Source organism: Nonomuraea sp. NPDC051941 (assembly GCF_044593615.1).
In genome coordinates this window covers 88877-113556 of record NZ_JBIUCF010000007.1, presented here as the reverse complement: position 1 = coordinate 113556, position 24680 = coordinate 88877, and the positions used below count along the sequence as shown (strand labels likewise).

Sequence of the window (24680 nt, the reverse complement as noted above, 5' to 3'; positions counted from 1 at the left end):
GGCAGCCGGGGGCACACCGCTCACGACCGGAGGCCGTTGAGCGCGATCTCGGTGAACCGCCGCCAGTCACCGGCGGAGTGCCGGATGACGGCCGCCAGCCCGCACACGATCATGTTGACGTCCGCCGCCGTCACGTCCGCCCGGACCGTGCCGCCGGCTCGCGCCGCATCGATCAGCTCCCCGACGACGGCGTGGAGCTTCGCGCGCGGCTCTCCTTGCGGCTCGGTCGAGCCCATGGCCTGCTCGATCACCTCCGACATGCCGCGATCGCCCGCCAGCACCTCGCCGACGTGCCCCAGGAACCGGGCCAGCGCCTGGGACGGGTCACCCTCGGCCAGGCATCGCTCCCGCGCGAAGGCGACCATCTCGGCGGAGCGGTGCGCGGCGACGGCCTCGATCAGGGCCTCACGGGTCGGGAACTTGCGGTAGAGGGTGCCGACGCCGACCCCGGCCACGCGGGCGACCTCCGACATCTGCACGTCATAGCCGTGCTCCGCGAACAGCGCGCGGGCCGCCTCCAGGACGCGGTCACGGTTGCGCTCGGCGTCGGTACGCGGCTTGCGGCGGGTCGGCGGAGTTGACATGCCTGGCGATCCTCTGTCTAGACTCAATTACGGAATCAGGATTCCGCATTCCATTATGCCACGTCCGAAAGGGCCGCCATCATGTCGAAGGATCGTTTCATCCTGCTCAAGCCCGGCGAGGTGCGGCCGAGCCGGGTCCCCATGCCGCCCGTGTTCGGCCTCAAGGCCAGGACGGAGGACACCGAGGGCAGGCTCTCCCTCCTGGAGGTGACCCTGGCCCGCGACATCCCCCGGCACGTCCACCACGCGGCCGACGAATGCGTCTACGTGCTGGACGGCGTGCTGGAGGTCGAGTTCGACGACCGGGTCGAGCACGTGGCGGCGGGCGGGTTCGTGCTGTTGCCGCACGGCGTTCCGCACGCCCTGCGCAGGGGATCCACCCCGCCTCCGCGGGTGATCCAGATCTCCACGCCGGGCGGATGGGAGTGCTACCTCGAGGACGCCGCCGAGGCCGGACCGGACGCCACCACCACTGACGGACGGTTCGACGCCAAGAAGCTCAACCTCATCGCCGCCAGGCACCAGATCACCTACGAAGAGCGGTGACCCGAGCCGGGCCCTCCAGACCCGAGCCCGGGCCATCCACTTCCGGCCCAGCCCGCCCATCCGAGACCAAGCCACCTACCGACCCGCGCGGCGATCACGTCGAGGGTCGCGGCCGACTCGGGGGTACGGCTTCCGGCAAGAAGCGGGCCAGGGCGGCGAGCCGGGCTCAGGCCTTGACGACCTCCACCCGGTAGCGGCCGTCGCCGTCGCGGTGGGCGCCGTGGATCTCGGTGGCCAGGTCGGGGAAGGCCCGGTCGAAGTCCTCCAGAGCCCGCAAATACGTCATCAGCGGACCGTCGGCCGGGCCGGTCGCCTCGCCGGGCATCAGCATGGGGATGCCGGGCGGGGTGACCACCACCGTGGCCGCGGCGACCCGGCCCGGCAGGTCGGCCAGCCGGACGCGTTCGGTGCGGGCCCGGATCATGGCCTGGTAGCAGTCGGCGGGGGTGGACACCGGCTCGGGCAGGGTGGTGAAGACCTGGTCGAGCAGCTTCCCGAGCTCGGAGTCACGCAGCTTCTCGTGGACCAGCGTGCAGAACTTCTGCAGCGAGACCGCCGGCGGCCCGAAGCCGGGCAGCACCTCCGCCAGGGGCAGGTCGTCGTCGTAGGCGTTCTTGAAGTCGGTGAGCGCGTCGATCAGGGTGCCCCATTTGCCCTTGGTGATCCCCATGGAGAACAGCACCAGCAGCGTGTGGTCGCCGGTCTTCTCCACCACGATGCCGCGCCGCTGCAGGTAGGCGGCCACGATGCGGGCCGGGATGCCCCAGTCGAGCGTGCCGGTGACGGCGTCGGCCCCCGGGCAGGTGATCGTCACCTTGACCGGGTCGAGCAGGCCGTAGCCCTCGGACATCCCGTCGAACCCGTGCCACGCCGCCCCCGCCTCCAGGGTCCAGCACCGGGGCTCGGCGCACAGCAGCGCCGGGTCGGCCTCGGCGAACGAGACGCTCTGCCCGGTGCGCGGGTCGGTGACCGTACGGGGCTGCCAGACGCCGAAGAACCAGTCGGGCCGCCGGCCGTCCTCGCGGATGCGCGCGGCCAGCCGCACCATCGCCTGCCGGAACCGGATCGCCTCGACGATCGCCTCCCCGGTGAGGAACGGCCCCGACGGGCCGTCCATCATCGCCGCCGCGACGTCCAGCGAGGCGATCATCGGGTAGAGCGGCGAGGTGGAGGCGTGCATGAGGTACGTCTCGTTGAACGCGTCGTAGTCGACCGGCGCCCGCTCCGCTGGGCGGACGTGCAGCATCGCCGCCTGCGACAGCGCGGCCAGCAGCTTGTGCGTCGACTGGGTGGCGAACACGGTGGGGCGGCCGGGACCGGGCAGCGTGCGCTCGTCGATCGCCATGCCGTACCGGCCGGCGTAGAGCGGGTTGAACCGGGCGTAGGCGAACCACGCCTCGTCGAAGTGCAGCCGTGGCACGCCGGCGCCCAGCAGCTCGCCGACCCGCACCGCGTCGTAGCACACCCCGTCGTACGTGGAGTTGGTGATCACCGCGTACGCCGGCGCTCCGGCGGCCAGGGGGTGAGCGGCAACCAGCGCACGGACGGCGTCCGCCTCCAGCGCGGCGGGCGGGATCGGGCCCGCCAGCCCGAGCCCGTTGCGCTCGGGCACGAGGTAGACCGGGCGGGCCCCGCTGATGGCCAGCGCGTGCTGGACCGACTTGTGGCAGTTGCGGTCGACCAGGACGGTGTCGTCGCGGGCGATCGCGTGGTGACCGACGATGCGGTTGGCGGTGGAGTTTCCGTTGACCACGAAGAACGTGCGGTCGGCGCCGAAGATGCGGGCGGCGTTGCGCTCGGCCTCGCCGATCGGGCCGGTGTGGTCGAGCGGCGACCCCAGCTCGGTGACGGAGATGGACAGATCGGTGCGCAGCAGCCGCTCCCCGTAGAAGTCGAAGAACGCCCGCCCCACCGGCGACTTGAGGAACGCCACGCCGCCGGCGTGCGCCGGGGTGTGCCAGGAGTAGCGATGGTGATCCTCGAGGCGCCGCAGCGCGCCGAAGAACGGCGGCAGGATGTTCTCGGCGTACTGTTCGGCCGCGTAGGCGATGCGCCCGGCGATGAAGCGCGGGGTGTCCTCCAGCGGGAAGACGTAGCCCTGGATGACCTCGTACACCCACAGCGGAAGCTCCTGCTCCTGCGCCATCAGGAAGGCGGGCAGGCCGCGGAACCGCCTGGATACCGCGCCCAGCAGCTCTTCGGCGCCCGGCGCCTCCCACGCCACCAGCACCGCCGACAGCGACGCGTCGGACCCGACCACCGCCAGGGCGTCCTCGGCCCGGTGGGTCCAGCGCACCTGGAGCCCGAGCTCGTCCATCGCCGCGGACACGCGGCGGAGCTGCTCGGCGAGTGCCGAGTCGGCGTCGGGACGTTCGGTGACGGCGGCCAGAACCGTTCGCTCCATGCGGCACTCCGTGGTCAGGGGAAGGGGCGGGAAGGTCCTGCGGGCCCCACGCAATAGTAACCCTTCGGAGTCGTACGGCAACTTCGCGTAGTGGTTGCGGCAGGTGACCGTCAAGTACGTGAGAGTAAAGTGCAGCCTGTGACTGGACGATGGCAGATGATGGTCGCCCTGAGCTTGTGCGTGGCACTTTTCTGCGCGAACTGGACCGCGCTGTACGTGGCTCAGCAGGCGATCTCCAGAGACCTCCACCTCACCTCGGCCGCCGGCGTATGGCTGATCTACCTTTATCCCGCCGCCCTGTTAGGGGTGTTGATCCCCGTGAAGGGCCGGCTCGGCGTGCTCCTCCTGGGGCTCGGCGCGTTCTGCCTGGCCTCGGCGGGGGCCGCGCTCGCCCCGAACGGCGCCATGCTGATCGGCTGCCGGGCCGGGCAGGGGCTGGCGGCCGCGATCGTGCTGCGGGCGGGCTTCGAGCTCGCCCGGGAGCACTTCCGCGGCACCGAGTGGGGGCCGGCGCTGGTGATCCCGGTAGCGCTCGCCGTCCCGGCCCTGATCGCGGGGCCCGTGATCGGCGGCGCCATCACCGATTTCCTGTCCTTCCGGTGGGTCTTCCTGATCAATGTGCCGCTGACCGTCGTGGCCTTGGTGCTGGTCGCGCTCTTCACGCCCCGCAGGGCCCTGCCCGCGCACCCTCGACCTCGATGAGCGACTTGCGCAGCCATGCGCGCTCCTGACCGGCTTCGATATCGACTTTCCTATCGCAGCGCGAGCGTTGCCAATATTGGACACCGCATGATCGACTCTGGTCTGCTGGGGCGCATGTCGTTCGAGCAGACCAGTCTGTCCCGCCGTACCCTGCTGATCGCCTCGGCCGTCCTGCCGCTGGCAGGAGGCGCGGCCGAGGCGTCGGCCGCCGTGTCGGCCGGGCGCGCGAAGGACTACTACGACCGCGCGGCCGGGCTGGCCGGCGACGACCCGGTCCTGCGGCAACTCGTCAAGGCGCTCTCCCCCGGCGCCGTGATCCCGGACGTGAAGGCCCCCAAGCCGCTGCGGATCTTCGACAACGTCGCCGTGGTGAGCACCGGCCTGGTCTCGGCCACGGCGCTCCTCACGTCCGGGGGCGTCATCCTCATCGACGCGCTGGGGTCGCCGGACGACGCCAAGAAGATCATCGTTCCGGAGCTGCGTTCGCTGGGGGTGGACCCCTCGACGATCAAGTACGTGGTGGCCGCCCACGGCCACAGCGACCACTTCGGCGGCGCCCAGTACCTCGCCGACCGGTACGGGGCCCGCGTCATGATGGCCCCGGCCGACTGGAAGCTCGTCGCCGCCGACCGTCCGGCCAACGCTCCGAAACGGGACCTGGACATCGCCGACGGTCAGCGGCTGACCCTCGGCGACACCACGGTCACCTTCCACCACTCGCCCGGGCACACGCCGGGCACCGTCTCGCCGATCTTCCCGGTGCGGTGGAAGGGGCAGCGGCACACCGCGATGTTGTGGGGTGGCACCAACCCGCCCACCGCCACCAAGGACAAGCGGACCTACCTCGCCTCCGTGCTCGCCTTCGCCGCCCGGATGCGGCAGGCGGGCGTGGACGTCGAGCTGAACAACCACGGGCTCTGCGACAACGGCCTGGCGCGCATGGAGGAGCTGCGTGGCGGGTCGTCCGGGGCCGCGAACCCGTTCGTCATCGGCGCTCCCCGGGCGCAGCGCTTCATGAAGGTCATGGAGACCATGCTGCGCGGCCGGATCGCCTCCGACCGGGAGGCGAGCGCCGGCACCCGGTCGGCGACGGGGTCCGCCGGGCCCGTGCGGTCAATCCCTGACTGCTGCTGACGGCGCGTGGCCGGCGACCGAGACGCTGAGCTGCGCCGAGGAGGTCAGCACCGTGCCCACCGGCGCCCCGGCCCGCGCGGCGTCGGTGACGACGCTGCGCTCGCCCAGGTAGAGGTACGTCTCGCGGTCGAAGATGTACTCCTGCCGCTGCCCGAGCACGGGATCGACCCTGGCCGCGGCGATGCCCGCGCGCCCGGCGGCGTCCACGGCGTGCTCGACGGTGACGACGCCGGGGATGGCCGCCGCCGCGCGGAACAGGGCGGCGCGCTGGGCCGCGGGCAGGTAGGCCTCCGTCAGCAGGCCGCGGACCCGGTCCCAGGCCTCGGTGTCGTCCTGCCGGGTGTTGCCGAGCCGGGTGTAGAGGTGCTCGTACATCTTGCGCGGGTCGGTGGGCAGGCGGCTCACGTAGGCGTAGTCGTTGCGCAGGAACTCGGCGCGGTCGTCGAAGTCGGCGAGCTTGGAAGGCCCGCCGCCAGAGCCGACGTTCTCGCGGGCCTCGGGCGGGATCGGCCAGCCGGGCCACGGCTTGGGCTCCAGCACCTCCTCCTCGATGAACCCGCCCGTCGCGTCGCCGTCCACGGGCAGCCAGACCTTGCGCACGGCGCGGGACAGGTAGCGCATGGGGCGCCCGGCGCGGTCCTCGCCGGTGGCGGGGTTCATGGTCCGCGACTCGTAGACGAGGAACTGGCCGGGCTCGGGGTGGAGCTCGGGCGTCTTGGTCACGTTCTGCGCGGCCCGGGTGAGGACTTCGGACGCCGCCGCGGGCATCGGGTGGATGATCGCGGGCGGGTCGGCCCGGTGGGTCGTGACGACCACGACTCCGGCCGCCAGCGCGGCGGCCAGGCCGGTCGCCAGGCCGAGCCTGCGCAGGCGGGAGGTGGTGCGGCGCGGGCGGCGTCGAGCATCCTGGGCGATGGCGGCCAGCAGCCGATCCTCGTGGACACGCAGGCGGTCCGGGTCGGGCTGGGGGACCTCCGAGCGGAACCGCTCGACCCTGGTCATCTCATTCACAGACGGACTCCTCGCTGACGGTGGCCGAAGGGTTGATCCCGCCGAGCTCGGCCCGGAGCCGACCCCGGGCCCGGTTGATGCGCGACTGCACGGTCCCCAGGCGTACGCCCAGCGCCTCGGCTGCCTCCGCGTAGCTGAGCCCGCCCCAGGCGACCAGCAGCAACGCGTCACGGTGGCCCTTGGGCAGCGCCGCCAGCGCGCCCGCCAGCCGCCGCCCGGATGCCTCGGCGCTCAGCCGCTCGTCGCTGCGATCGGCGAACGACGCCGTGACGGGGTCGGCACCGGTGCGTTCCACGACGCGCAACTGCCGGACCTCGGTCCGGACGTGGCGGCGCATCAGGTTGGTGGCGATGCCGTACAGCCAGGGCCGCGCGCTCGGACGGGACAGGTCGTAGCCGTCGCGCTGCCGGAACGCCGCCAGGAACGTCTCGGCCACCACGTCGTCGGCGGCGTCCTCGCCCAGCCTGCGCGTGACGTAGCGGGTGATGTCCGCGGCGTGCCGGCGGAAGACCTCGGCGAACACCTCGGGGTCGCGCCGGGACCGTTCGATGCAGGCGGCGTCATCCACCTCGGCCCGGCTCGTCCCGCTCATTCTGTGGCCTCACGGCTCTGAAGTAGCACACCTGTTGTTGCCGAGCGGGCCGCGGCTTGTTCCCACCACGGTGTCACCGGAAATTTCGCCAATATTGGCCCATAAGCGTATTTCGGTCCTTACCATAATCGCCGCGGCGATCACCGGTGAGAGTCTCCGGTGCCGATGCCGCAGGGAGTTTCACGTGCGAAAGATCGCGGCCACCACGCTCGCCATCATCACCCCCCTCGCCGGAGCGAGCGCCGCTCCGGCAGCCGCCGAGGCCACGCCCGACCGGTCCCAGGTCGTCGTCATCGGCCACCGCGGCGCGGCGGGCCACCGCCCCGAGCACACGCAGGGCGGCTACGAGCTCGCCGTGGCCATGGGCGCCGACTGGATCGAGCCCGACCTGGTGCCGACCAAGGACCACGTGCTGGTCGTCCGGCACGAGAACGAGATCTCCGGCACCACCGACGTGTCGCTCCACCCCGAGTTCGCCACGCGCAAGACCACCAAGGTCGTCGACGGGCGCAACGTGACCGGGTGGTTCACCGAGGACTTCACGCTGGCCGAGCTGAAGACGCTGCGCGCGGTCGAGCGGCTGCCCGCGATCCGCCAGCGCAACACCGTCTACGACGGCTACTACCAGGTGCTCACCTTCCAGGAGGTGCTCGACCTGGCCAAGCGGCTCTCCCGCCAGTACGGCAGGCAGGTCGGCGTCTTCCCCGAGACCAAGCACCCGACGTACTTCAGGTCGATCGGGCTGCCGCTGGAGGAGCCGCTGATCGAGACCGTCAAGCGCAACGGCCTCAACCGGCCGGGCGGCCCGGTGGTGGTGCAGTCGTTCGAGCCGTCCAGCCTCAAGCGGGTGGCCAAGGACCTGCGCGTGCCGCTGTGGCAGGCACTGGGCACCACCGGCCGGCCGTACGACCTGACCGCGGCCGGGGACCCGACGACCTACGCGGACATGATGAAGCCCGAGGGACTGGCGAAGATCGCGCAGTACGCGCAGTGGATCGGGCCGGACAAGTCCTCGGCGATCCCGCTCAACCCGGACGGCAGCTCGGGCACCCCGACGACGCTGGTCTCCGATGCGCACAAGGCGGGACTGAAGATCGGCGTGTACACCTTCCGCAGCGAGAACCAGTACCTGCCGCTGCAGTTGCGCCGCGGCCAGGTCGCGACCGACCACGGTGACGCGCTGTCGGAGTACCGCGCGCACCTGGACCTGGGCGTGGACGCGTTCGTCACCGACTACCCGGACGCCGCCGTCCTGGCGCGGGGCGAGCGGGGCAAGCCGAACAAGCAGGTGCGGCCCCAGCAGCAGTTCGACAACGGGCTGCCGGAAGAGGGCCAGCAGTAGGTGAGCGACGGGGCCGCCTCCGTGCGGAGGCGGCCCTCAGCCTCTCCGGAGGCGCTTGATCAACGGCCAGGCGAGCAGCACGAGGATGACGGCGTAGATCGTGTAGGAGACGGGCCCGCCGAGCAGGCCCGACAGGTCTCCGCCGGACAGCTGCAGGGAGCGGCGGCCCTGGAGTTCGGCGCGGGGGCCGAGGATGACGCCGACGATCAGCGGCAGCACCGGCAGCCCGAAGCGGCGCATGCCGAAGCCGAGCAGCCCGAGGAGCAGCAGCAGGATCAGGTCGAACGGCTGGGCGTTGACCGCGTAGGCGCCCATGGAGGCGAAGAACAGGATGCCCGCGTACAGGTAGGGCCGGGGGATGCGCAGCAGCCTGGCCCAGGCGGGGGCCAGGGGCAGGTTGAGGACGAGCAGCAGCAGGTTGCCCACGAACAGGCTGGCGATCAGCGTCCAGACCAGGGTCGGCTGGCGCTCGAACAGCAGGGGGCCGGGCTGGATGCCGTACGACTCGAACGCGGCGAGCATCACCGCGGACACGGCCGTGGTGGGCAGGCCGATGGCCAGCATCGGCACCAGGGTGCCGGCGGCGGAGGCGTTGTTGGCGGCCTCCGGTCCGGCGACGCCTTCGATGGCGCCGTTGCCGAACTCCTCGGGCCGCTCGGCCAGCCGCTTCTCGGTGGCGTACGACAGGAAGGTGGGGATCTCGGCGCCGCCGGCGGGCAGGGCGCCGAAGGGGAAACCGAGGGCGGTGCCACGCAGCCAGGGCTTCCAGGAGCGCCGCCAGTCCTCCGCGCCCATCCACGGCCGGCCGACCGGCACGACGGGCACGGCCTTGCGGCGCAGGTGCGCGGCCACCCACAGTGCCTCCCCGACGGCGAAGATGCCAACGGCGACGACGACCACGTCGATGCCGTCCGCCAGTTGCGGGATGCCGAGCGTGAGCCGCTGCTGACCGGTCACCCCGTCGATGCCGACGGTGCCGATGACCAGCCCGACCAGCAGGGAGGCGAAGCCGCGCACCCGCGAGCCGCCCAGAGTGGCCGAGACCGCGACGAAGGCCAGCAGCATGATCGCGAAGTAGTCGGGCGCGCCCAGGCTGATGGCGAACCTGACCACCACGGGGGTGACGAGCACCAGCGCCAGGGTGGCGATCGTGCCGGCCACGAACGAGCCGATGGCCGCGGTCGCCAGGGCCTGGGCGGCCCGCCCGGCCTTGGCCATCTTGTTGCCCTCGATCGAGGTGATCACCGAGGAGGACTCGCCGGGGGTGTTGAGCAGGATGGAGGTGGTCGAGCCGCCGTACATGCCGCCGTAGAAGATGCCCGCGAACAGGATGAAGGCCTGGGTGGGATCCATCCCGTACGTGACCGGCAGCAGCAGCGCCACGGTCATGGCCGGGCCGATGCCGGGCAGCACGCCGACGGCGGTGCCGGCGACCACGCCGATGAGGGCCACCAGGAGATTGCCCGGGGAGGCGACGTTGGCGAACCCGTCGAGCAGGAGGCGCAGGTTGTCCATCACAGGATCCCCTGCAGCACGCCGGCGGGCAGGTTGACGCCCAGGCCGATCGCGAACGCGTAGAAGGTGATCAGCGCGAGCGCGACGGCGATCAGCAGGCCGCGCACATGGTGCCGGTTGCCCAGGGCGAAGGCCGATCCCCAGAACAGGATCGTGCCGCTGATGACCCAGCCCAGCCAGTCGATGAGGGCGGCGTTCAGCAGGAAGGTGCCGATCAGCAGCAGCACCGTGCGCCAGTCGACGCGGGTGGTCAGGTCGACGTCCTCGCCCGCCTCCGGCTCGCCGCGGCCGCCGCGGGCGACGTCGATGCCGTACGCGACGGCGACCGCGAGCAGGCAGGCCCCCAGCAGGATGGGGACCGGGCGAGGGCCGATGGGGTCGTTGCTGCTGGTCAGGTGCGCGATCCGGAGCGCGTCGGCGATCACCAGCGCGCCGGTCAGGGTCAGGAGGGCGCAGACGCCGTACTGGGCGCGATCCCGGCTCATGCCAGCCCGAGTTCGGAAAGGATCGCCGCGACGCTCTTGTCCTGTTCGGCGAGGTAGGCGGTGAACTGGTCGCCGGGCAGGAAGGCATCGGTCCAGCCGCGCTTGGTCAGCTCGGTCCTCCACTCCTGGGAGTCGTGCATCCGGGTGATGGCGTCGATCCAGGTCTTCTTGTCAGCGTCGCCGATGCCGGGAGGGGCCACGATGCCGCGCCAGTTGCTGAAGACCAGGTCGATGCCGGAGGCCTTGAGCGTGGGGACGTCCTTGACGACGTCGATCGGCTCCGCGCTGGTCACCGCGAGGATGCGCACGGTGCCGGCCTCGACCTGGTCGAGGAACTCGCCGTAGCCGCTCGCCCCGAACCCGATCTTGTTGCCGAGGATCGCGGGCAGCAGCTCGCCGCCGCCGTCGTAGGAGACGAAGTTCACCTGCTTGGGGTCGATGCCGACGGCCTTGGCCAGCTGCATCGGCAGCAGGTGGTCGGGGCCGCCCGGCGAGGAGCCGCCGCCGACGGTGACCTTCTCGGGGTCCTTCTTCCACGCCGCCACCAGGTCGCCGATCGTCTTGTACGGCGAGTCCTTCGACACCACGATCGCGCCCGCCTCCTCGACGAGCCTGGCGATCGGCGTGGTCTGGGTGAGCGTAGCCGTGGACTTGGAGGCGTAGGAGGCGCCGACGACGCCCAGGCCCATCAGCATGGCCAGCTTGCCGTTGCCCTTTTCGTTGATCGTGCGCTGCAGGCCGACCGTGCCGCCCGCGCCGGGCAGGTTGAACACCTGCACCCCCGAGGCGATCTTCGTGTCCTCCATGACCTTGGCGGCCGTACGGGCGGTGGTGTCGTAGCCGCCGCCGGGGGTGTTGGGCACCATGATGCGCAGCCCGCTGACGGGCTCGCCGGCCGCGCTCGCGCTCGTGCCTGTCTGCTTGGCCGCGGTCACCCCGCAGGCGCTGACCGCGAGCATCGACAGCGCCGCCAGTGCGCCGAGAAGGGCGCCGATCCGATTTCTCACAATGGTCTCTTTCGCATGGACAAGTGCAGCGCCATGATTATGCGAACCCGGCCGACAGGCCGTCTGCCTTGTGTGACCAGCGGAGATTGTGTTCATTGTGTTCGTGAGACGCCGCCGCCCGACTCTTGCCGGAGAGATGCTGATCCTGCAACTGGCCATCGTCCTGATGGTCCTGTTCGCCGTCGGCGCCCTCTCGCTGGCCCAGTCCGAGGCGACGTTCGACCGCGTCGAGGGACGGCGGGTGACCGCGCTGGCCGAACAGCTCGCCTGGAATCCGCTCGTACGCGCCCAGATCGACCAGCCGGCGCCCGGCGAGGTGCTCGCCCCGCTGGTGCACTCGACGCTGACCCAGTCCGGCGTCACGATGGTCACCGTGGCCGACGCGAGCGGCAAGATCATCAGCTCGACCGACACCACCATCGTCGGGGCCGCGCTGCCGCTGGGCGATCCCGGCGTCGCCCGGGCGCGGGGCTGGTCCGGTCACCTGGTGGTCGACGGGGTGCCCGAGGTCGCCGCCCAGGTTCCCGTCCTGAGCGACGCCCCCGCCGACCACGGCGCTCACCTGGGCACGGTGATGATCGGCGTGGCCGCCCCCACGGTGGGGGAACGGCTGGTCGGCGCCTCCTCGTACCTGCTGACCTACCTCGGCGTCGCCGTCGCGCTCGGCGGCGCCGGGTCGTGGCTGCTGGCCAGGCGGATCAAACGCCAGACCCTCGGCATGGAGCCGCGCGAGATCGCCGGCCTGACCGAGCACCGCGAGGCCATGCTGCACGGCATCGCCGAAGGCGTGGTCGCGCTGGACCCGCAGCACCGGCTCACCATGGTCAACGACATGGGCAGGACGCTGCTCGACCTCCCCGACCACTGCGTCGGCATGAGCCTGACCGCGCTCGGCGTCCAGGGCCGCCTGTACGACGTGCTGAGCGGCGCCGACGAGGCCCACGACGAGATCGCCCTCCACCGGGGCCGCGTGCTGGTCATGAACCGCATGATGATCGACAAGGACGGCCGCCGCCTCGGCTCGGTCACCACCCTGCGCGACCGCACCGAGCTCGCCCAGCTCGAACGCGAGCTCGGCTCCTTCCGCAGCTCGACCGAGCTGCTGCGGGCCCAGGCGCACGAGTTCGCCAACCAGCTCCACGTCATCTCCGGGCTGATCCAGGTCAGGGAGCACGACGAGGTCGTCCGCTACATCCGGGCGATCCGCGAGCACCGCGAGTCCCTCGACCTGAGCCTCAGCAGCCGGGTCCGCGACACCTCCGTCGCCGCGCTGCTCATGGCCAAATCCTCCCTCGCCGCCGAACGCCGCGTCGAGCTGCGCCTGTCCGGACGCACCGCCCTGGACCGGCTGGACCCCCTGGACGCCGCGGACGTGGCCACCGTGACCGGCAACCTCGTCGACAACGCCATCGACGCCGCCTGCGGCAGCGGCGAGCCGGCCTGGGTGGAGGTGGAGCTGCGTCAGGACACCTCCAGCGTCGAGATCGTCGTACGCGACTCCGGCCCCGGCGTCGCACCCGAACTCGCCCACGAGGTCTTCACCCGGGGCTTCACCACGAAAGCCGCTCAAGGCGGCGAACGCGGCATCGGCCTGGCGCTCATCCAGCTCGTCTGCCGCCGGCGCGGCGGCGAGGTCGCGGTGACCAACACCGCCGACGGCGCCATGTTCACCGCCCGCATGTCCGTCGGCCGCCTGGCGATGGAGGTATCCCGATGATCGACGTACTGGTCGTGGACGACGACTTCATGGTCGCCAAGGTCAACAGCGGCTTCGTCAACCAGATCGAGGGCTTCCGGGTGATCGGCGCCGCCGGCTCCGGCGAGCAGGCCCTGGAGCGCGTCGCCGAGCTCCACCCCGACCTGGTGCTGCTCGACCTGTACCTGCCCGACGTCTTCGGCCTGGAGGTCATCACCCGGATGCGCGCCGCCGGGCACGACTGCGACGTCATCGTGATCAGCGCGGCCCGCGAGCTCGACGCGGTACGCGGGGCCGCCCGCCGGGGTGTCAGCGACTACCTGCTCAAGCCGTTCGACGTCGACGACCTGCGCGTCCGGCTGGAGCGCTACGCCGCTCAGCGCGCCGGCCTGGGCAGCACGGTCATCACCAGCCAGGCCGACGTCGACCGGCTCCTGTCCGGGACCGGCTCGGCGATGCCCGCCACGCTGCCCAAGGGCATGAGCGTGGAGACGGCCGAGCTGGTCAAACGCGCGCTCCGGGAAAGCGGCGGCACGCTGTCGGCCACCGAGTGCGCCGCCCAGGTGGGCGTCTCCCGGGTCAGCGCCCGCCGCTATCTCGAGCACCTGGCCGCGATCGGCCAGGTCGAGGTCTCCCTGCGCTACGGCGGCACCGGCCGCCCGGAACGCCGCTACCAATGGCACCGCCCGACGTGATTCCCCGGGCCGGCGGGCACGCGGGCGGCCGCATCGGCATTAGGGTCTACTACCAGGTCACAGGCCGCGACAACTGGAGCGACACCCTTGCCGACGACACCGACAAGGCCGGATCCCCACTACCGGATGCGCACTGGCTCGGACAACCCCACACTAATCAGGACATCTCATTTGGGTAGAGCTCTCCAATGACCTGGTCGGCCAGCCGGTGAGGACGTAAGTGATCGCAATGCCCCGCATCCGCACATCGCGAAGGGAAAGCATGACCTCCAGCACCACTCGCGCCACAGGCGAACCGGACCGCCACCACACCGAGGCGGCCCCGGCCCGGCTCGCGCCGAACGACCTCACGTTGTTCCTGGGACAGTGGCTGCGATCCCCGCTGCGGATGGGCGCCGTCGCGCCCAGCTCGCGGCACCTCGCGCGCGCGGTCTCCTGCCCTCTGCCGGAGCGCGGAGAGCCCGTCGTGGTCGAGCTGGGCCCGGGCACGGGGCCGTTCACCGCGGAGATCCAGCGCCGGCTCGACGGCCGCGGCCGCCACCTGGCCATCGAGCTCAACCCGCGCCTGGCCGACCTGCTCCGCCACCGCTACCCGGGAGCCGAGGTGATCCAGGAGGACGCCAAGCATCTGCGGCGGCTCCTGGACGAGCGCGGGATCGAGCGCGCCGACGTCGTGGTGAGCGGCCTGCCCTGGACCCTCTTCCCGGCCGCCGATCAGCAGCAGCTCATGGACGCGACGACCGCGATCCTCGGGCCGTACAGCGCCTTCACCGCCTTCACCTACCTCCACGCCGTCCCGCTGAGCTCCGCGCGCCGCTTCCGCGACCTGCTGGCGGACCGCTTCGAGGAGGTCGTCCCCAGCCGCACCGTCTGGCGCAACTGGCCCCCGGCCTTCGTCCTGCACGCCCGCCGGCCCCGTTCCTGACGGGAAAGCGAGACGCCGCCCATGGCCACGTACCCGGGCCATGGGCGGCGTCAGCGCCGGCTGGCTCAGCCGGCCGTCTTGAAGGACGGGGTCACGAACGAGCCGCCCCAGTTGAGCCGGTCGGTCGGCCACAGCCGCCCGGGCTGCCGCTTGGCCATGATCTCGGCCTTGCCGCCCACCTCGCAGCGGTAGCCCTTCGGGGGCACCGTCAGCGAGATCAGGAAGTTGTCGATGGGCACCGTGCTGCACTCGTCCTTGCCGTAGATGCGGTGGCCCCAGCCCTCGTAGGTGAGCAGCGTCGCCTTCGAGCCGAGCTGGCGGCCCACGTTGGCGGACCACATGTACGGAGTGGCGGGATCGTGCAGCGAGTTCCCGAGCAGGATCGGGGCGTCACCCGTGTACCGCAGCGCATGCGGCGGGTTCGTCGGGGTCGAGTTGAGGCAGATCGGCAGGTCGTCGTACGGGAACGGGTGGTACCGCACGTCGGGCGCCAGGCTGTTGGAGACCTTCATGAGAGCCGCGTACTCCGCGTAGTTCCGCACCCGGAGGTTGTAGTCCTGGCACAGGATCCGGGTCGGCAGCTCGGCCACGTCGCCCTCGACGGGGCCCCGCCCCGGCAGCGGCGGCACCCACGACGGCTCAGCGCCGCCGCTCAGCCAGTTGATGACCTCGCTCAGCGTGCGCCAGTCGGGCCCCTCGGTGCCGAGCGCGGCGTTGTAGATGACCTGCAGCTCCGTCATCGGCTTGTCCGGGGCGGTCGGGTAGTACAGCTCCCCGCGCCGCGCCTTGGCCAGCAGGTCCCGCCACATCGCGCGGACGTCACGCCCGTGCAGGACGCAGCTCTCGTCGGCCTCGCACCAGCCCACGAACTCGTCGAACGCGTCCTCGACCGCGACCGCCTCGGTGGCGAGGAAGCCCGCGACGCCGAGGCTGTGGTCCATGTTGCTGTCCAGCGCGAGCGCCCGGATCCGGTTCGGGAACATCTCGGCGTACATCTGGCCGATCAGCGTCCCGTACGAGATGCCGTAGTAGGTCAGCTTCTCCTCGCCGAGGGCGGCGCGCAGGGCGTCCATGTCGCGGGCCACGTTGCGCGAGTCGACGTGGTCGTACAGCGGGCCGGTGCGCTCCCGGCAGTCCTTGTGCAGCTTCTTGGTGAAGGCGTCCCAGGCGTCGAACTGGGCCTGGGAGGAGATGACGGTGTGCGGCATCTGGTTGTACACCGACGCCGAGCAGATCACCGGGTGGCTGCGGCCCACGCCTCTGGGGTCGAATCCGACGATGTCGAAGCGCCTCTGGAGCTCATCGGTGAACCAGGTGGCGCCGTACACGGACTCCACGCCGGACCCGCCGGGACCGCCCGGGTTGATCACCAGGGAGCCGACCCGGGCCGCGGGGTCCGTGGCCTTGCGCCGGGCGATGGCCAGGTCGATCTTCTCGCCGTTCGGGTTGGACCAGTCGACCGGGACGGCCAGCTTGCCGCACTCGGCGGTGGGCTCCTCCTCGCAGGGTGCCCAGGCGATGCTGCCTGTCGTGGTCTCCCCCGAGGCTCCGTCCCGCGTGGCCGCGCCTGCGGCCGGCGAGACGGGCAAAAGCGCCGCTAACGCCACGAAGGCGGCAGCCAGCACAGAGTACTTTCGTCGCACATTGCTCCAATCGTCGTCGGCTGGCCCCCGCGCGGCACGCGGCCGACTCTGATCATCCCCGTCGACGGCCCCGTAGCCCGGCAGCGCGCGGCGAGCGCGCGCACCATGGGCGGGCCGAGCGCAACATCCAGCCGATCCCCTACGTTCGCTCGTACGTCCTACCACGAAACATATGGACGTGTTCGGGACTTATTCAGACACGTCCAAAATCAGCAAGAAGCAACGGCAGGCGTCCCCTGTGGGAACAAGCTGTCGAACACCGCGACCCGGTCGAAGGACATCGCGCGGGCGCGGGCGCGAAGCTCCAGGTCCTGCCGTTCGGCGGCGGGCATGTCGAGGACCACCCGGTCCACGGCCGCGACCAGCCCGGCGACGTCGCCGGGCTCGATGACGACGGCGGTGTCGCCGACCGCCTCGAGGGTCCCGCCCGTCGTGGTGGTGACGATCGGCCCGCCGCCGGAGAGCATCTTCTCGGCCAGGGCGATGCCGAACGTCTCCACGAACTCGGGCTCGGGCTTGGTGGGCAGGACGTAGGCCGCGCAGCCGCGCATGAGCAGCGGCTTCTCCTGGTCGTCGACGTCGGTGAAGAGGACCACCCGGTCGTCGCCCTCGGCCGCCGCCCGCACCTGCTCCAGCGCCGGGCCGGTGCCGACGACGGCCAGCTTCACCCGCGACCGGCAGCGCATCCGGCCGAAGGCGGCCAGCAGGTCGTGGATCCCCTTGGCCCGGGTCACGCGGGACAGGAACAGGATGTATCCGTCGCGCTCCAGGCCGCGTCGCGCGAGCGCGGCGTCCACCTGGGCCGGGTCCGGGTCGAGGAAGGCGGCGGAGTCGATGGGCGGGTAGCTGACGGTGACGCGGCGCCGGCACTGTTCGGCGAACGTGGTGCCGCAGTGGGCGTCCACCTGCTCGGCCGAGGCGACGATCTCCTCCCGGGTGTACTCGGAGACCGCGACGACCTCGTCGTTGGCCAGGAAGGTGGTGAACAGCACGGTCGCCGCGCCGAACCGGCCTTCCCGCAGGCACGAGCGGATCACGTTGGTCACGTCGGAGCCGACGGCTTTCGCGATGGTGTGGACGTCCGGCGCGAACCCGGCCGCCCGCGCGGCCGCGACCGCGTCCACGACCACCGCGGTGTGCGGGGCGAGGTACATGGACAGGCAGGTCGTGCGTAACGGCTCGGCGAGCAGCTCGACGAGGCGGCCGGTGAGCCCGGCCTGGTGGCGTCCGTCGGGGACCCGGTAGTCGCCGACCGGTTCCGGCCGCTCCACGGTGATCCCGGCGCTGTACGGCAGCAGCCGGTCCAGCGGCTTGAGCGGCAGCCCGGCCGCCTGCAGCGTCGGGATCGGCCAGGTCAGCAGCCGTACGTCGTCGAATCCGCGGGTCAGCGCCACCTCGGCGAGATTGCGGGCCTCGCCGGAGTGGCCGCAGATGACCGGGTCGGCCCTGACCACGATGACGAGACGGCGACGGGGGTGGGTCATCACGGTTCCTCCGGTGTCGCGGGCGGATCGGACAGGGACGGCGGGCGGAGCCCCCGGCCCCACGCCGACGGCTCCGGCCCCAGCCGCAGGTGCAACCGGCCGCCCCGGTGCACGGTGGCGGCGCTCAGGTGTGTCGCGTGCAGGGGCTCGCCGTTGAGGGTCGCCGACTGTACGTACTGCGCGGGCGGGTCGCGATCGATGCCGTCGACGCCGATCGGCGTCTCGCGGAGCCCGCTGGTCTCGATGACGAACTCGTTGCCGCCGGCCCGGAGCACGGCCCGTTCGAAGGCGGGCGCGTTGACCAGGAACAGGTTCTGTCCGGCGACCGGGAACAGCCCCAGCGACGCCCAGACGTACCACGAGCTCAGGCCGCCGGAGTCGTCGTTACCGGGCAGCCCGCCGGGGCCGGTGCCGAACTGCCAGGTCAGCGCCGCCTGCACCACCTGGGCCGTGCGGTCGGGCCGGCCCGCGTAGTGGTAGGCCCATGGCGCCTCCATGTCGGGCTCGTTGTTCAGCCCCTCGAACCGGTTGAGGGCGTAACCGGCCGCCATCTCCGCCGTGCGCGGGCGGCGGCCGGGCTGCGTCACCGGTGCGGCGCCGAAGCCGAAGAACCTGTCCAGCTTGTCGATGAAGGCCGCGTCGCCGCCGGCCAGGGCGATCCTCGCGGCCATGTCGTGCAGCAGCCTGAACGAGTAGTTCCACTTGCCGCCCTCGTAGAACTCCGAGTCGCGCAGCAGCCCCGTGCCGGGGTCGAAGGCGTTGGACCAGTGACGGCTGCGGTCCTCGAGGTCGGCGGCGAGGCGGCGGTCGTTCAGCGCGCGGGCGACCTGCGCCGTGCAATGGTGGGCGTAGGCGAGGTCGAGAGTGTGGGTGATCGGGTGCACCACTCCGTGCTCGAAGAAGTCCTCGCCGTACATCCGGCGCAGGTCGTCGACCATGTGCACGAGCGCCCAGTTCCAGTCCAGGCCCGCCCAGCCGAGCGCGTGGGCGTCCGCCAGCGCGGTGTGCGCGAGCGCGCTGGCCTGGCGGAAGAACCGGTCGGCGCCGCGGGACATCCGGTAGCCGATCGGGAAGTTGCCCTCTTCCTCGCAGACCCGGATCAGCGACTCCAGCAGGTCCGCGGCCCGATCGGGGGCGATGGCCGCGAGCAGCGGGAGCTGGGTCTTGTAGATGTCCCACATGGTGCACACGTCGAACGCGAACGGCCCGGGAGTGGGCCAGAACGGGCTCTCGTCGTCGGCGACGCACGGCTTGATCAGCGCGTGGTAGAGCGCCGTCGCGAACACGGTCCTGCGGGCCGGCGTGCCGCCCTCGACCTGGACCCGGTCGAGGTGATCGCCCCAGCGGGCGCGGGTCCCGGCGCGTACCGCGTCGAACGCCGGCTGCCCCTGCCCGCACTCGCGCTCCAGGTTCTCGCGCGCCTGGTCGCACCCGCGCAGCGAGAAGCCCAGCCGTACCTCGATGGTCTGCCCCGGCGCGGCCGGGCCCATGTAGAGCATGCCGAAAGGGCGCAGCGTGGTGTGCCGGATGCTGTCGAAGTCGAGGCGCGTGCCGCCGTCGATGAGCCGCCGGTCGTACCAGAGCATCTGCCGCCAGCCCGGGCTGTCGACGTCCACGACGACCGACAGCGGGACGCCCTCCATCACGACCGTGCCCTGGGTCCGCCCGTGCCCCATGTTCTCCACCTGGGCCCGCAGCGGCACCGTACGGCCGAGCTCGATGTCCAGCCCGCCGCAGGACAGATCGATCACCACACGGGCGCTGCTGTGCTGCGGGAACGTGTACCGGTGCACGGCGACCTTGGCGCCCACGGTGAGCTCGCAGCGGACCCCGGTGTCCAGGGTGGCCGCGTAGTAGCCCGCCTCCGCCACCTCGTCGTGCAGCGGCCAGGCCTCCCCCAGCGCGTCCAGCGGCTGCACCATCGGCGTGACCCGGACGTAGTTGTAGTACTTGCGGATCGCGCCGGTGCCGGACTGCTGGAAATGGGTGAACCCGGACGCCTGCAGCCGCTCCAGCATCTCCTCGGGCACACCTTCGGTGTTCTTCGTGTACCTCCCGTACCCCGTCGGGTACGCGCCGGAGTAGGCGCAGGCCGACACCATGCCGAGCGGTGACGTGGCCCCCGGGTGGGTGTTGCCCACCTGCGGTTTCGGCCACCACCAAGTGGCGGCCAGACCACGTGCCCGGGGCAGGTCGGTCGCCGAGGTGCCGATGAAAGGATCAACGTTGTCGAGGATGGCGGGACTCTATCCGGCGCGATCCCGCCTTGGGTTTCGGCGAGATGAACTTCTTGGCCTGCGGCACGTCAATGAAGATTTGATCCGGCCCGGCACCGCCGAAACGTCACTTAGCCCACCTTCTCCAGGAAGTCCCTGGTGGAGGTGGTGTAGGCGGAGCAGAGCAGACTGCCCAGCCGCGTCGCCCCGCCGTCGCCGAAGCGCCGGGTCGCGACGCCCATGGCGTTCACGCTGCGCTCCACCGCCAGGCTGGAGACCGCGACCACCGTGTCACCGCGCCGGTCGACCCAGCGGAACGCCTCCCGCAGCAGCGCGCGGGCGAGCGGCCCGAAACCCACCGTCGCCTTGTGGGACCAGGCGCCCGCGGTGGCCAGCCGGCTGAGCTCCCAGACGGCCGGATCGCACGGTGCCTGGCCACCGCGTAACGCCTCGGAGAAGACGTCGCGGAGCATGTAGGGACCGACGGTCGGGAGCAGCCGGCAGCACCCCGTGACCTCCTGGCGGTCCTCCGCGTAGCCGATCACATAGACCGGATCGCAGTCGTCGTAGGAGTCGCGCTCCCTGCCGCGGACGCTGTCGACGTCCCACTGCAGGCGTTCGTAGAACACTGTGTGGCGCAGGCGGAACATGCCGTCGACCAGCCACTCCGGTAATTCCCTCGCCTCGCCGACCACGATCCGTTGCGCGCATCTCTCCCCCGGCGAACCGCCCACGAGCGCCTCCGCGAATGATCAGGATCCCCTTTTCTGTGTTGTTCGCGGTAGCGGGGCCTCTGGATTCAGCGTACGGAGCAGATCGCGTCCTCGATCACCCGCGTCACGGCGTCCGGGTGCGAGATGAGCGTGAGGTGGGAGCCGCCGGGGAACTCGGTGACCTTCGAGCCCGCCCGCTTGGCCATCGCCCGCTGCGAGGCCGGCACGATGATCCGGTCGCCGGTGGGGATGAAGTACCAGGACGGGACCGTCCTCCACGCCGCGGCCTTCGACGGCGTCGTGAACGCGACCGTCGAGGCGGCCCGCTGGGAGGTCCACAGCCGGGCGGCCGTCTCGCGGGGCAGGTCGGAGGCGAATGAGCGGAGGAACACCTCCCGCTTCAGGTACAGGTCGGCCGCGCCGCCGCTCGACCCGGGGTAGGCCGAGCGGTCGTAAAGGGTGGCCGGGTCACCGCCGAGCGCCGAGCCGGTGCCGCTGAGCTGCCCCGTGGTCTCGCCGACGTCCGGCGCCGCGGCGCTGACGTACACCAGCGCCTTGACGCGCGGGTCGCCGGCGGCGGCATTCGTGATCACCGAGCCGCCGTAGGAGTGCCCGACCAGCACGACCGGCCCCGGGAGGGTCCGCAGGAAGTCCCGTACGGTCTGCGCGTCACCGGTCAGGCCGCGCAGCGGATTGGCCACCGCCCGCACGGCGTGACCCGCCCGCTGCAGAGCTTGCACCTCCCCGCTCCAGCTGGAGGTGTCGGCCCACGCACCGTGCACCAGCACGACCGTCACCCTGCTCGCGCCCGGCGACGGACACGACTCGTGCCACGCCGCCGCCGCACCGGGCGCCGGCACGACGGCCACGGCCGACAGGAGAAGGGCGCACGAAACCCGGCATCTCATCATGTCGTACCCCTCTCCGGCCGGACCTCGAAAAAGGCCCTATTCATTCACGCTGACATCCGCACCACCCGAACGAGGTCATGAAAGCGACAAACAGCGCCTAAATCATCCGAGCCAGCCCGGCCTGGGCGGCCTCCAGCTCGTAGGGGTCGTCGATCCTCGCCGCGATGTCCAGGGCCGCGCGGAAATGCCTGCCGGCTTCCTCGTGGTCGCCGCGCATCTCGTACGTACGTCCCAGCCCGTTGCGTACCTTGCACTCGGTCAGCCGCCCCCGCAGCTGCTGAGCATGGATCAGAGCCTCCTCCTGAAACCGGAGCGCTTCGTCATGGAGACCCTGCCGCGCCTTGACCTCACCGAGGTGGCACAGCGCCAGGGCCTGGAGTATGCGGTCGCCGAGCTCGCGGGCGATGCGGAGGGCGAGAGTGGCGCTCTCCAGGGCCGCTGTCACATTTCCCAGGCCCAGGTTGGCCATGACGACCTCGAACAGGGCGTACGTCTCGTCGTGGCGCCGGTCGTGCTCGCGTAGATACGCGAGCGTGCGCTCCATGTGCTCCAGCGCACTGTGCATCTTGCCGAGCCGCAGATGGATCTGCCCCGTCTGGTAGACGATGGCCATCTCCCCCGGCCAATGGTCGTATGCACGGTAGAGCTCCAGAGCACGCGCGTTGGCGTCGAGGGCTTCGGCGAGCCGGCCGATCCTGAACAGCCCGAAGGCCACGTAACACTGGGCCTCCGCCTGCATGCGCAGGTCGTTCGTCGCCACGGCCAGTTCGAGCGCCCTGCGCTGGCAGTCCAGGAACTCGCCGTACCGGTCGGCCTCGATGAAGGCGTGGCCCAGAGTAGTGAGGACCTTCGCCTCACCGTTGAGGTCGCCCACCTGGCGTACGGCCTCCAGCGCCGCCTGGTGGGCGACGATCCAGTCGTCGATGCGCCCGGTCAGGTAGAAGTGGTACGCCGTGATGTAGGCCAGCTGCCAGGCGGCGACCGGCGCATCGTGCCGGGCGGCATGCACGGTCAGGGAAACGGTGTTGTGGCATTCGGTGTTCAGCCAGGCCATGGCGCTGTCCCGGTCGGCGAAGTCCTGCGGCCCGCCCGCGGGTCCCGGGATGTCCGGCCACAGCAGCCGCACGTCGGGGTCGATGTGGGTCATCGCCGCCCGGGCGGTGTGCGCGTGCCATCCGAGCAGCCGCGCCAGCGCCTCGGCCTGCCCCCCTTCCGCCTCCGCGAGGTCTCTGGCGTACTCCCGGATGAGGTCGTGCATGCTCACGCGCTGCCGGTCGGAGCACTGGACCAGATGGGCGCGTACGAGTGCGGCCACGGCCTGGCGGGTGGCCTCCGGGCTCTGCCCCGTCATGGCCGCCAGGGCGTCGAGGCTGAGGTCCCGTCCCGGGTGCAGGCCGGCGGCGCGGAACACCGTACGTACGGACTCCGGCAGTGCCTGGTAGGACAGCGCGAACGTGGAGCGGACGCCGATGTGCGGGTCCTCCGCGAACTCGAGCGTCTCCAGGCGGTTCCCCGCGCGCAGACGCGCCACCAGGTCGGCCACCGGCTCCTGCGTGTCACGAAGGTGCGCGGCGGCCAGCCGCAGCGCGAGGGGCAGGTATCCGCACAGGGCGGCCAGCTCGCCGATCGGCTCCTGACCCCGGTCGTCGTCCAGGAAGGCACGCAGCATCGCCTCCGCCTCCTCCGGCGCGAGCACGTCCAGCACGACGAGGTCGACGTCGTGCGTGGCGGCCAGGCCCCGCAGCGAATCACGGCTGGTGACGAGGACGCGACTCGCCGACGAGCCGGGAAGCAACGGCCGGACCTGATCGGCAGCGGCCGCGTTGTCCAGGACGACGAGCACGCGCTTGCCGGCGAGGACCGAACGGTACATGGCCGATCGTTCGTCCGTCTCGAGCGGGATCTCCTCAGCCGGTACGCCGAGCCCTCGCAGCAGTTGCCGCAGTGCCTGCACGGAGGTGACCGTGGCGTTGCGCGAATAGCCGTGGAGGTTCACGTAGAGCTGACCGTCGGGGAAATGGGCGGCACGGAGGTGCGCCCAGCGGATGGCCAGGGCGGTCTTGCCGACGCCTCCCGCGCCGGCGATGGCGGAGACCACCAGCGTCTTGCCGGAATCCGCGGACAGGAGCAGGTCGAGCGCTGCCAGGTTCTTCTCACGGCCGGTGAACCGGGCCACGTCGGCGGGCAACTGCCGTGGGACGACCTCCGGCCGTGAGGGCTGGGTAACGCGCGCCCGTTCGGAATCGTTCAGCTTGAGCAGCTCGGGCTCGCCGGCGAGGATCCCCTGGTGGAGCCTGGTGAGCTCGTCGCTGGGCTCCAGACCGAGCTCGTCGCGCACGCACTGACGGGCCAGCCTGTACTGTTCCAGCGCGTCCGCGCGCCGGCCGTCGCGATACAGGGCCAGCATGAGCTGGCCGCGGAAGCGCTCCTGCAGCGGAGCGGCGACGACGAGTTGCCGGAGCTCGCCGATCAGCTCCGCGTGCCGGCCCAGGGCCAGATCCACCTCGATACGATCCGTGAGCGCGGCTAATCGAGCCTCCTCCAGTGCGTAACCCTGCGCGGTCTGGAACTCCAGGCGCGTCCCGGTCAGCGCGGGCCCGCGCCACAGATCGAGTGCGGCACGCAGCCGCCCGGCGGCCTGCGACAGGTCGTCCGCGGCCCGGGCCTCGCCGGCGGCGGCGACCTCGGCCCGGAAGACGGCGAGGTCGGAGCCCCGCGCCGAGACCTTCAAGGAGTACCCGCCGGAGCTCGTCGAGAGGTCGTCGTCATCGGCGAGCAGGCGGCGCACCGACCACAGGTAGTTGTGCAGAGCCCGCCGCCCCGCGGCCGGCTGATCGTCTCCCCAGAGCGCATGAAGCAGTTGGTCGTGCGGCACCACCCGGTTGGCCCGGAGCACCAGCAGCGCGACCAACGTCCGCTGTTTCTCGCCGACGATCGGCACCTCGGCTCCACCGCGCCAGATCTCGACCGACCCCAAAATGCGGAACTTCACCCGAACCCCCTTACACGCTGTCGCAGACCTCGCAACATGCGATGACAGATCGACTCCACAATGATCATGACAAGATCTAGACA

Annotated in this window: 20 protein-coding genes; 7 read left to right on the top strand and 13 right to left on the bottom strand. The window is 71.3% G+C overall.

What is annotated here, in order from left to right:
• Positions 1-20: 20 nt before the first annotated feature.
• Positions 21-584, bottom strand: a complete 564-nt coding sequence (locus ACIHFD_RS14810) for a helix-turn-helix domain-containing protein (RefSeq protein ID WP_357745009.1) — start codon at positions 582-584, stop codon at positions 21-23.
• 81 nt (positions 585-665) lie between these two features.
• Here ACIHFD_RS14810 and ACIHFD_RS14805 point away from each other — a divergent pair, with 81 nt between their 5' ends.
• Positions 666-1130 (top strand): cupin domain-containing protein, encoded by a 465-nt coding sequence (locus ACIHFD_RS14805; protein ID WP_397367317.1) that lies wholly within the window; start codon positions 666-668, stop codon positions 1128-1130.
• Positions 1131-1296: 166 nt separating this feature from the next.
• Here ACIHFD_RS14805 and ACIHFD_RS14800 read toward each other — a convergent pair whose 3' ends face one another.
• Complete coding sequence (locus ACIHFD_RS14800; RefSeq protein WP_397367316.1) at positions 1297-3534, bottom strand: Orn/Lys/Arg decarboxylase N-terminal domain-containing protein; 2238 nt, start codon at positions 3532-3534, stop codon at positions 1297-1299.
• A 138-nt stretch (positions 3535-3672) separates the two neighbouring features.
• On the opposite strand from ACIHFD_RS14800, the gene ACIHFD_RS14795 reads away from it, so the two are divergent.
• A complete protein-coding gene (locus ACIHFD_RS14795) occupies positions 3673-4236 on the top strand; it encodes an MFS transporter (protein ID WP_397367315.1) in 564 nt (187 codons plus the stop codon).
• 87 nt (positions 4237-4323) lie between these two features.
• A complete protein-coding gene (locus ACIHFD_RS14790; RefSeq protein WP_397367314.1) occupies positions 4324-5370 on the top strand; it encodes an MBL fold metallo-hydrolase in 1047 nt (348 codons plus the stop codon).
• Here ACIHFD_RS14790 and ACIHFD_RS14785 read toward each other — a convergent pair.
• Positions 5350-6372 carry a CU044_5270 family protein gene (locus ACIHFD_RS14785; protein ID WP_397367472.1) on the bottom strand — a complete coding sequence of 341 codons (1023 nt, stop codon included), beginning with the start codon at positions 6370-6372 and terminating at the stop codon, positions 5350-5352. The genes ACIHFD_RS14790 and ACIHFD_RS14785 overlap by 21 nt on opposite strands.
• Position 6373: 1 nt before the next feature.
• The gene (locus tag ACIHFD_RS14780; protein WP_397367313.1) at positions 6374-6973 is read right to left on the bottom strand and encodes an RNA polymerase sigma factor; all 600 of its coding nucleotides are present in this window, start codon (positions 6971-6973) and stop codon (positions 6374-6376) included.
• A 184-nt stretch (positions 6974-7157) separates the two neighbouring features.
• Here ACIHFD_RS14780 and ACIHFD_RS14775 point away from each other — a divergent pair, with 184 nt between their 5' ends.
• A complete protein-coding gene (locus tag ACIHFD_RS14775) occupies positions 7158-8315 on the top strand; it encodes a glycerophosphodiester phosphodiesterase (RefSeq protein ID WP_397367312.1) in 1158 nt (385 codons plus the stop codon).
• Positions 8316-8351: 36 nt separating this feature from the next.
• Here ACIHFD_RS14775 and ACIHFD_RS14770 read toward each other — a convergent pair whose 3' ends face one another.
• Genes ACIHFD_RS14770 through ACIHFD_RS14760 form a run of 3 tightly spaced genes read right to left on the bottom strand, consistent with a single transcriptional unit; the run spans position 8352 to position 11322 of the window.
• Positions 8352-9830 carry a tripartite tricarboxylate transporter permease gene (locus ACIHFD_RS14770; protein ID WP_397367311.1) on the bottom strand — a complete coding sequence of 493 codons (1479 nt, stop codon included), beginning with the start codon at positions 9828-9830 and terminating at the stop codon, positions 8352-8354.
• Entirely contained in the window at positions 9830-10315 is a 486-nt protein-coding gene (locus ACIHFD_RS14765) for a tripartite tricarboxylate transporter TctB family protein (RefSeq protein ID WP_397367310.1), read from the bottom strand. Before ACIHFD_RS14765 ends, ACIHFD_RS14770 begins: the two co-directional genes overlap by 1 nt.
• Entirely contained in the window at positions 10312-11322 is a 1011-nt protein-coding gene (locus ACIHFD_RS14760) for a Bug family tripartite tricarboxylate transporter substrate binding protein (RefSeq protein ID WP_397367309.1), read from the bottom strand. Before ACIHFD_RS14760 ends, ACIHFD_RS14765 begins: the two co-directional genes overlap by 4 nt.
• A 97-nt stretch (positions 11323-11419) precedes the next feature.
• Here ACIHFD_RS14760 and ACIHFD_RS14755 point away from each other — a divergent pair, with 97 nt between their 5' ends.
• From ACIHFD_RS14755 to ACIHFD_RS14745, 3 genes are all read left to right on the top strand, one after another.
• Positions 11420-13039, top strand: coding sequence for an ATP-binding protein (locus ACIHFD_RS14755; protein ID WP_397367308.1), 1620 nt, complete (start codon positions 11420-11422; stop codon positions 13037-13039).
• On the top strand, positions 13036-13713 hold the full coding sequence (locus ACIHFD_RS14750) for a response regulator (RefSeq protein WP_397367307.1): 678 nt from the start codon (positions 13036-13038) through the stop codon (positions 13711-13713). Before ACIHFD_RS14755 ends, ACIHFD_RS14750 begins: the two co-directional genes overlap by 4 nt.
• Positions 13714-13975: 262 nt before the next feature.
• Positions 13976-14638, top strand: coding sequence for a methyltransferase domain-containing protein (locus tag ACIHFD_RS14745; RefSeq protein WP_350731785.1), 663 nt, complete (start codon positions 13976-13978; stop codon positions 14636-14638).
• Positions 14639-14703: 65 nt separating this feature from the next.
• Here the strand turns inward: ACIHFD_RS14745 and ACIHFD_RS14740 are convergent, their stop codons facing one another.
• The 6 genes from ACIHFD_RS14740 to ACIHFD_RS14715 form a co-directional block, all read right to left on the bottom strand.
• Positions 14704-16281 carry an alpha/beta fold hydrolase gene (locus tag ACIHFD_RS14740; protein ID WP_397367306.1) on the bottom strand — a complete coding sequence of 526 codons (1578 nt, stop codon included), beginning with the start codon at positions 16279-16281 and terminating at the stop codon, positions 14704-14706.
• A 209-nt stretch (positions 16282-16490) separates the two neighbouring features.
• Positions 16491-17765, bottom strand: coding sequence for a glycosyltransferase (locus tag ACIHFD_RS14735; RefSeq protein ID WP_350731789.1), 1275 nt, complete (start codon positions 17763-17765; stop codon positions 16491-16493).
• Positions 17765-19978 carry a glycoside hydrolase domain-containing protein gene (locus ACIHFD_RS14730; RefSeq protein WP_397367471.1) on the bottom strand — a complete coding sequence of 738 codons (2214 nt, stop codon included), beginning with the start codon at positions 19976-19978 and terminating at the stop codon, positions 17765-17767. The genes ACIHFD_RS14735 and ACIHFD_RS14730 overlap by 1 nt, the downstream gene beginning before the upstream one ends.
• A 134-nt stretch (positions 19979-20112) precedes the next feature.
• Complete coding sequence (locus ACIHFD_RS14725; protein ID WP_397367303.1) at positions 20113-20715, bottom strand: acyl-homoserine-lactone synthase; 603 nt, start codon at positions 20713-20715, stop codon at positions 20113-20115.
• A 65-nt stretch (positions 20716-20780) separates the two neighbouring features.
• The gene (locus ACIHFD_RS14720) at positions 20781-21563 is read right to left on the bottom strand and encodes an alpha/beta fold hydrolase (RefSeq protein WP_397367302.1); all 783 of its coding nucleotides are present in this window, start codon (positions 21561-21563) and stop codon (positions 20781-20783) included.
• Between the two features lie 139 nt (positions 21564-21702).
• Positions 21703-24597 (bottom strand): BTAD domain-containing putative transcriptional regulator, encoded by a 2895-nt coding sequence (locus tag ACIHFD_RS14715; protein ID WP_397367301.1) that lies wholly within the window; start codon positions 24595-24597, stop codon positions 21703-21705.
• Between the last annotated feature and the right edge of the window lie 83 nt (positions 24598-24680).